General features: G+C 60.9%; 8 protein-coding genes. 1 reads left to right on the top strand and 7 read right to left on the bottom strand.

Annotation, left to right across the window (positions count from 1 at the left end; all coding sequences use genetic code 11):
• The 7 genes from WBF74_RS02915 to WBF74_RS02885 form a co-directional block, all read right to left on the bottom strand.
• On the bottom strand, positions 1-1,468 hold a 1,468-nt coding region (locus tag WBF74_RS02915), incomplete at its 3' end, for a baseplate megatron protein TIM-barrel domain-containing protein (protein ID WP_424434914.1).
• 3 nt (positions 1,469-1,471) lie between these two features.
• Positions 1,472-1,939: an NlpC/P60 family protein gene (locus tag WBF74_RS02910; protein WP_424434911.1), complete on the bottom strand. Its 468-nt coding sequence runs from the start codon at positions 1,937-1,939 to the stop codon at positions 1,472-1,474.
• 1 nt (position 1,940) lies between these two features.
• Entirely contained in the window at positions 1,941-2,780 is an 840-nt protein-coding gene (locus WBF74_RS02905; RefSeq protein ID WP_424434908.1) for a DUF2163 domain-containing protein, read from the bottom strand.
• 3 nt (positions 2,781-2,783) lie between these two features.
• On the bottom strand, positions 2,784-3,416 hold the full coding sequence (locus WBF74_RS02900; RefSeq protein ID WP_424434905.1) for a phage distal tail protein, Rcc01695 family: 633 nt from the start codon (positions 3,414-3,416) through the stop codon (positions 2,784-2,786).
• A 1-nt stretch (position 3,417) separates the two neighbouring features.
• Entirely contained in the window at positions 3,418-4,047 is a 630-nt protein-coding gene (locus WBF74_RS02895) for a phage tail tape measure protein (protein ID WP_424434902.1), read from the bottom strand.
• Positions 4,048-4,051: 4 nt separating this feature from the next.
• Positions 4,052-4,243 carry a rcc01693 family protein gene (locus WBF74_RS02890; protein ID WP_424434899.1) on the bottom strand — a complete coding sequence of 64 codons (192 nt, stop codon included), beginning with the start codon at positions 4,241-4,243 and terminating at the stop codon, positions 4,052-4,054.
• A complete protein-coding gene (locus tag WBF74_RS02885; RefSeq protein ID WP_424434896.1) occupies positions 4,240-4,557 on the bottom strand; it encodes a gene transfer agent family protein in 318 nt (105 codons plus the stop codon). The genes WBF74_RS02890 and WBF74_RS02885 overlap by 4 nt, the downstream gene beginning before the upstream one ends.
• 109 nt (positions 4,558-4,666) lie before the next feature.
• On the opposite strand from WBF74_RS02885, the gene WBF74_RS02880 reads away from it, so the two are divergent.
• Positions 4,667-5,271 (top strand): hypothetical protein (locus WBF74_RS02880; protein WP_424434893.1); only part of this gene is annotated, 605 nt, incomplete at its 3' end.

Below are 5,271 nucleotides of genomic sequence, written 5' to 3'. Positions count from 1 at the left end.
CACCCTCGCCGAGATCGTGGCCGCGATATTCGCTCCAGTCTGCGGCGTAGGAAATCTTTACATCCGGCCCGAGAATAGCACGCACATCCGCCGCGAGCGTACGCAGCGCAGCGACTGCAGGATAATTGCCTTCGCTGTCGCGTGCCTGTGTCAGCCCGCGCAGTTCCGATCCGATGATGAAGGCATCGATACCGCCGACAGATGCACAAATCTCCGCGTAATGCAGCACCATGCGGCGGTAGGACCATTCATTTTCCTCAAAGAAGGCAGCGATACTCGCCGCGATATCGCCTGTCGGCGCGATGCGCCCGCGCCACGGATAAGGCGGTTGCGTGCCTGCGCCAGACGGGTCAGGCAAGGTGCTGTCTGCCGGAATATCCATCATCACGAAGGGGTAGAAGGTGACGGCCAGTCCCCGCGCCTTCAGTTCCGACAGCGCATGACGAACACTTGCGTCAGAGGGTGTGCCGCCATAGGCGGGTTTGCCGTCGATGCGGCTTACTTCCGCTGCCGCGAAACGCGAGACACCGGCGACGCTCCACATTTCCGGCCAGGTGATCTTGTTGCGCGTTTCGACCTTTGGCCGGATGGAACAGGAGCCGCAGCGCAGATCATCTCCAAACCACGAAACGACGAGCGAGACAGCACGCGCTTCTGGTAGTGCGGCTTCAAGCTCATCTATAGCGGTGACGAAATCCGTTTCACCGCTCGCCATATGCGTATTAAGTGTGCGACTAGATGCTTCGGTGAGGATTTCGCGCCGAGGCTCCGTGTCATAGATATATTCGCCCGTGCCGGGAATGATGGTGACAGCGCGCACGAGGCTTTCCACATCATCAAGCGTGCGAAATACTTCAAAGCTCAGTTGCGGAATACGATTGCCGAAGGGCGTCACCTTCATATTTTCAAACACGATATAGGCAAGCCCGCGATAGGCGGGTGCCACGCCTTCAACCGTTTCGATCAGCGGGTCCGGCATCTGTGTTTCGCTTCCGCGATGGAGACGCCATGAAAGGCCAGCGAGCGAGAGCGGTTTTCCATCTGCCCAGACACGTCCGATGCGCGTGATCTCGCCCTCGCAGAGCGCGACGGCAAAGGAGACGGAGTAGCTATATTCCGTGACGGAAGCAGACGAGCCGCTGCCCTTGCCGCCGCCGCTCCTGCGCGTGTGGCGATGCTCGACATAATCCGTCGCCCAGATCACCTGCCCGCCGATGCGCGCGCGGCCATAGACCTTCGGTATCGGCGCGCCTTCGCTCGACGCCATGACATGAAGATCGCCAAGGCGCGGGCCCTCCACATGTGCGTTCATGCCGAAGAGGCGCGCATCGACAAGCGACCCGGCAATGCTGCCCAGCGCGCTGCCGAGTGCTGCGCCCGAAACCGACAAGCCGAGAAAGCTGAGGCCGGAAGGCAGCAGCGCGCTGCCGATGGCAGAGCCAGCGCCCGAAAGAATGAGAGTTGCCAAGGATCAGTCCTCGAACCTGAATGAGCGATCTTCCGCTTCGACGCCGGGGAAGCGGAAAGCGGATGCCGCGCGCGACCACCACCAGCGGCCAATATGTGTTTCCGTCACCGCATGGCCGGACCAGGCATGGATCATCCGGTCCGGCCCGCTCAGAATAGCAATGTGTTTTGCGGGGCCGTGCCGTCTCATGCGGAAGAGAAGCGCATCGCCTGCGCCTGCCGTCTCAATCGGGATTTCCTGAAGGTGACGCCGCGCGGCCTCTGCCATTGTCTCCTTGCAACTGCCCGGCGCTTCGGCCCAGTCTGCCGTATAGGGCGGCGGTGTTTCCGGCTCCGGCCCGATCACCTCGCGCCAGACACCGCGAAGAAGGCCGAGACAGTCACAGCCTGCCCCTTTCACGCTTGCCTGATGGCGATAGGGCGTGCCGATCCATGACCGCGCGGCGGTGACGATTTCCATGCGGCGTGTCATGTCAGTTCCCCGCCCGCGCCAGCACGAAATCATTACCCGGCATATACGGGAAGCCGCGGAAGTTTTTCGCGTTGGCAAACCGGATGTGGCAGGTCGAAAATTGCTTGTCACATCCGGCGAGGATGCTCACCGTATCGCCCGGTGCAACGGGGCGTGCAGGAGCACGCCAGAGTTCCAGCCGCCCGCCCGGCGCGTGTGACTTCACTTCCATCACCGCGCCCTCATTCGCCCCGCTGGCGAAAGTGAGGCGACCGCGCGTGAAGTGACCCGCCGCGAAGTCAGACAGTCCCTCGACAATGAGTGTGGCGCCGTTCGCGCTCGTGACGGTTCCGGCAATTGTCCAGTCATCCGTATCAAGGCCGCAGCGTGCATCACCGAAATCGGCATCGCAGCCATATTGATAGAGGCGGCCGGTGGGCTGGTTCAGCCTGTGCGCAAGGCCGCGCAGCTCGGCGGTGAAAGCGGCACCGGAGCGGGCGATTTCTCCAAGATTTCCCTTTCGCATGAGAAGGCGCTCATCGACATTCGTCCAGTTCACGCGCCATATCTCAATGTCGGCATCATCATAAAGGCCCGCTGCGAGGTCCCCTTCATCGAGGCGCAGCGAGCTGAATGCGCCTGCGACATCGAGATTGTCCACATTGAGGCCGCTCGATGTCTCAAGGGCGGACGCGGTGAGGCCGCATGCTGCCTCATAGGTCACGCCGTCAAACGTGAGGTTGCAATCATGTTCGGTGAAGCCGAGTGTGACGCCATCGCGGCGCGTGAGCTTCCAGCACCAGGCGAGCGTCGTCGTTCCGCCTGCGAGGTGTGCAGCGAGGCCAGGAGAAATCTGCTTCATCTGTCAGAGCCTGATTTCGATGACGGGAATGTCGGGGATGCTGCCCGCTTCGAAAGCGGCGAGATTGATATCGAGAAAATCCGTATCGAAGCGCACCGGCACATCGAACTCGAATCCGGCTTTCACCACGGCGCCGGTTGCAGGCGGCAGGGAGAAGGTGATGACACCGCTTGTTGCATCAAGGTTGAAATCCTCCCCCTCCTCCATCGGTGCGCCGGAAACTTCGACAATCACCGAGCCTGCAACCGGCTTCACGATCTCCCTTGTGTAGCTTGCCTCGCCCGAGAGATAGGTTTTCAAAAGTTGAAATGTCCGACGTTCACCATCGCCCGTTCCAATCACCTGATCGTTTGCGGCGACGGAGGCCGAGGGCGGGCAGCTTTTCCAGTCCGTCCGGTCGCGCCAGCGAAAGCCGTAAAGCCTGCCATGCCTTGCCTCGAAGAAGGCGATGAGGGCGTGAACATCATCCAGCTTGCGAAGGCCGAGGCCCGCATTGAAACGCCGCCGCGACATGGCCCAGGGCGTGTTGCGTTCCTCACGGCCGGAGCCAAGCGTGATGATCTCTGTGCGCCGCTCCGGCCCGCCGCTCGCGCCAAGGGAGATGTCGAGTGGGAATCGAATTTCATGAAAGCTCATGTCAGAGATTCCTGTTTCCCCGCGCACTGGCGCGGCTGAGCATGGCGGCGATCTGCGATTCCGATCGGCGGAAGCTTGCGGCGTCTGTCGCTGTGACATTGAAGGTGATGTTCACGGGCGCTGATCCCCCCTGCGCGGCAACGCCGAGCCGCCCGTCCGCGCCGCGCTGAAGCGGCAGGATTGCCTCTGCGCCCGCCTCTCCCGCTAGGCCGGCGCCACCGCGCAAGGGAAAGAGCACGGGGCTCGAAACGACGCCGCCTTTCGCAAAGGGCAGCACGCGCCCGTCCGAGATGGCATTGCCATTGGCGCTCGGGATGACACCGCCAAGCAGATGGCCGAGGCCGCCCGAGACGGCACCCGTGATCGTCTTCACCGCGCGGTCAAGCGCCATGCGGGATATATCGAGCGCAAGCTTGCGGAGCGTGTCGGAAAGGGAGCGTCCTTTGAGCGCAATGCCTTCAAAGGCGTTGCCGAGCGCATTGCCGAAATCCCGCCCTTCCCGCGTGGCGCGGCGCAGTTCCGTGCTCACGGATCTGAGCGCGCGCTCACTATCAAGCGCAAAATTGCGCGAGGCGTCGCCCGCCTCCAGCATGGCGCGGGTGATGTGTTCGGGGCCTGTCTGCTCTGTCATCTTTTCAATCCGGATAGGCTTCCATGAGAGCGGCAAGGTCGCTGCGATCGGGTGCTGCGGGAGCGTTCCCGCGCAAGGCGCGCGCAGCGGCAGCAAGTTCAGGCAGTGTCATGCGCCAGAAGGTTTCAGGCGGCAGACGAAGCGTGCCAAGGCCGAGCGTCATCGCTTCCGCCCAGGGAAAGCGCGGGAGGCTCACTGCGTGGCCCCGCCAAAGGTTGCCGAGAGAAGATCGGCGACGATGGCTATGAAGCCTGCTGCACCGCCTTCCGCCGTCATGCGGGCGACATCTTCATCCGTGCAGTCATGCCCCGCACCGCGAAGCCCGGCGCCGATGATCTTCACCGCGTCCATGGCCGCGATGCGCCCCGTTTCGAAGCGGCTTGCGAGAGAGAGCATATCCTCGCCGCCAAAAGCCTGCTCCAGCTCCGCGAGTGCGCCAAGCGTCAGCACCAATGTCTTGCGGGAGCCATTAAGCATGGCATCGATTTCGCCGCGATGTCTGTTCGGCATTATTGATCCCTCTTGCAAAAGAGTTGCTGACTTCCGTGTTCTGATGATTCTATTCTGACGCTGATGCCGCAGGGGCATGGAAATGGGGCATGGAAATGGAGAGCTTTCCATGAGGCGTCTTCTTTCTCTTTTTTTGGTACTATTCACCTTGCCGCTTGCCGCATGCGGGCCGCAGCTTGCAACGCTGCCGGTTGCTGACTTCCCACTTTACAAGCCGAATCTCACAGGTGTTGCCGAGCCGGCGACGATCCGCGGAACGCATGAAGAAGCTCAAGGATTATTCGGAACACCCGGTACCAGCGTTGGTGTCTTTGCGATCAATGGTAAGGTTTCGTTTGAAGATGATCTTCTCACCGCGTCTATAGAGCTTGTGCCGGGCAAACAGTCCCTCGCCATTGGCTATACTCATGGCAGATACTACACCACAATTCCGGTCATGCTTGATGCGAAGCCCGGAGGACGATACGTCGTTAAGCGCGACGAAGATGTACATTGGATGGACGGACTCAAATACGACCGCATCCGGAAGTGGCTCTATATCGAGGATGAGATAACAGGCGAAATCGTTGTTCCCAAAACTCCCGACCTCATTCAAACGATAGAACAACGCTATGAACTGCCCACTGGCGCAGATGTTGCGACGATCAGGGGTACAGAAACGGATTCAGCCATCGAAATCACCGCAGCTTTTCCTGTTTCTATCGATGGTCAGAT

It is taken from the genome of Parvibaculum sp. (assembly GCF_049672805.1).
In the GTDB taxonomy this organism is placed as follows: Bacteria; Pseudomonadota; Alphaproteobacteria; order Parvibaculales; family Parvibaculaceae; genus Parvibaculum.
Note: the sequence above shows the minus strand (reverse complement) of the source record. Positions and strands in the feature narration are given on the sequence as shown.

Bases quoted from the DNA above. Each gene is read 5' to 3' on its own strand.
- WBF74_RS02910 (WP_424434911.1), bottom strand. From the start codon at position 1,939: ATGACACGCCGCATGGAAATCGTCACCGCCGCGCGGTCATGGATCGGC.
- WBF74_RS02905 (WP_424434908.1), bottom strand. From the start codon at position 2,780: ATGAAGCAGATTTCTCCTGGCCTCGCTGCACACCTCGCAGGCGGAACG.
- WBF74_RS02900 (WP_424434905.1), bottom strand. From the start codon at position 3,416: ATGAGCTTTCATGAAATTCGATTCCCACTCGACATCTCCCTTGGCGCG.
- WBF74_RS02895 (WP_424434902.1), bottom strand. From the start codon at position 4,047: ATGACAGAGCAGACAGGCCCCGAACACATCACCCGCGCCATGCTGGAG.
- WBF74_RS02885 (WP_424434896.1), bottom strand. From the start codon at position 4,557: ATGCCGAACAGACATCGCGGCGAAATCGATGCCATGCTTAATGGCTCC.